The sequence below is a fragment of the Achromobacter sp. 2789STDY5608615 genome, assembly GCF_001298995.1.
GTDB classification, from domain to species: domain Bacteria; phylum Pseudomonadota; class Gammaproteobacteria; order Burkholderiales; family Burkholderiaceae_B; genus Achromobacter; species Achromobacter insuavis.
On record NZ_CYTY01000039.1, the window covers coordinates 54,701 to 56,864 of the forward strand.

A 2,164-nucleotide genomic window follows, 5' to 3' on the forward strand; every position below is an offset into this window, starting at 1 on the left:
CGCCAGCGCCTCGGCGGCGGCCAAGCCGTCGTTCGATTGCGCCCGCGCCAAGAGCGGCGCCGAGAAAGCCATTTGCGGCGATCCCAAACTGGCGGCGCTCGATGTGAGCATCGCCCAGCGTTTCGACAAGGCGCGCCGCGCCTACGATGCCGATACCGCCAAGATCTTCTCCACCGAACAGTGGCTGTTCAACGGCGTGCGTGACCAGTCCTGCGAGCGCCCCTTCAACAATCCCACGGGCGCGGCCGAATTGGCCGAACGGCTGGCCGACCGAGACAAGTTCCTCGCGTCGCTCGAACTTGCGCCGCGCAAAGGCTTCGAGGGCCGGTGGGGCAACTACGGCGGCCAGCTCAAGGTCATGCGGCAGGCGGACGGCAGCCTGTTCGCCGAAGTCTCGGCGGCGGACCCCTACAACGCCCGCTGGCTCTGCGACACCTCCGGCAAGGCCGAGGTGCGCGGCGACACGCTGGTGATCCATGAAAAAGACGCGCCCGGCTGGACGCTGGCGCTGCGCCGCAAGGGGATGGGCCTGGTGGCCGAGGAAGCGCGGCCGCCCGGCGACAAGCGCGACGACCCCACGCCCAGCTGCGGGTCGGGCGGGTCCATGGACGGCACCTATTTCCCCGTGCGCTAGCGCGCCGACGCCGTGGCCATCCCCTTCCTGCGCCAGCTCACCGCGGTCAGCCGCACGCCGCAGGCCAACCGGCGGCTGGCGTATTTCCTGACGTTCATCGCCGGCGCCGTCAACGCGGGCGGTTTCCTGGCCGTGCAGCAGTACACCTCGCACATGTCGGGCATCGTCTCGATGATCGCCGACCATATGGTGCTGGGCGGCCTGGCCGTGGTGGTGCAGGGATTGGCCGCACTGCTGTCGTTCGTGGCGGGAGCGGCCACTTCCGCTTCGCTGATCAATTTCGGCCGGCGCACGCACCTGGCCAGCGAGTTCGCCCTGCCGCTGATGGTCGAGGCGGTGCTGCTGCTGGCCTTCGGCCTGCCGGGGGCGAACCTGGAGAACCTGCGCTGGTTCTACGTGCCGGGCACCGTGATGCTGCTGTGTTACATCATGGGCCTGCAGAATGCGATGATCACCAAGGTGTCCAAGTCCGAGATCCGCACCACGCACGTCACCGGCATGGTCACCGACATCGGCATCGAGCTGGGCAAGCTGTTCTACTGGAACCTGGCGCATGAGGACAAGGCCGGCACGCCGCCGGTGCGGGCCGATCGAGGCAAGCTGATCGTGCTGAGCACGCTGGTCACGCTGTTTTTCGCTGGCGGCGTGACGGGCGCCTATTCCTTCTTTCATTACGGCTTCGGGTCGACCTTGCCGCTGGCGCTGTTCCTGATGGTGCTGGCAGCCGTGCCGGTGGCCGACGACATCCGCCATTTCTTTGCGCGGCCGTAGCGCGCCCGCGGTGCGGCGCGCGACTCAGGCTCTGGCATGCGCCAGCAAGACCTGCAGCGCGGCCGCTGTCTGCCAGTGCAGTTTTTCCAGGCGAGCATCCGTCGCGGGATCGGTGATGGCGCGGCCATCGGCGCCCACCGGATAGGGCTTGCCCAGCAGCCGCGCCATGTCGATCTGGTAGTAGCTGCTGTCGCCATACGGGCGCTTGCCGTCGATGAACGGCATCGGCCAGAAGGCGTCGCCTTCGCGCAGCACCGCGTTCAGCTCGCCCGGGCCGGCCTCGCGCCAGTTCGCCGCGCGCAGCAGCGTCAGGTGCTCGCGCCGCAGTTCGAAGCGGCCCTGCGCATCGACGCCGCTGTCGGGAAAGTCGAAGGCCTCGCGCCGTTGCGGCGGCAGTGTATAGCGGCCGGGCGCCAGCCGGCCGATGTCGCGCACATAGGCCGGCACCAGCCGGCACACTTCCGCCAGGCGCCGCGTCGCCAGGCTTCGGTCGGACGTACCCAGCAAAGCCATCGCCGCGGCGATCGTGTCCTTGCCGCTCAGCGGCCGTTCGAATTCGACGCCGGGCGCGCCGGACTCCACGGGAATCCAGATCACGCCCAGTCCGCGCATCAGCCTGGCGTGGTCCGCGTGGTAGCGAAGGCTCGCCGGATCCGCCCGGAAGACCTGGCGGATGATGGCGTCCCGTTCATTCGGCGCCGCGGCGCCCGCGGCTGACGCGAGGCGCAGCGGCGCGCAGGTCAGCGCCGCCAGTGCCAG

3 protein-coding genes are annotated in these 2,164 nt (G+C 69.3%); 2 read left to right on the forward strand and 1 reads right to left on the reverse strand.

Translation table 11 applies throughout. From position 1 onward, the window contains the following. Positions 1-634 (forward strand): lysozyme inhibitor LprI family protein (locus AOZ49_RS25630; RefSeq protein ID WP_054478499.1); only part of this gene is annotated, 634 nt, incomplete at its 5' end. Between the two features lie 12 nt (positions 635-646). After that, positions 647-1,405: a YoaK family protein gene (locus AOZ49_RS25635; RefSeq protein ID WP_054478501.1), complete on the forward strand. Its 759-nt coding sequence runs from the start codon at positions 647-649 to the stop codon at positions 1,403-1,405. Between the two features lie 24 nt (positions 1,406-1,429). Here AOZ49_RS25635 and AOZ49_RS33100 read toward each other — a convergent pair. Then, positions 1,430-2,164: hypothetical protein (locus tag AOZ49_RS33100; RefSeq protein WP_054478503.1), on the reverse strand; the 735-nt coding region annotated here is incomplete at its 5' end.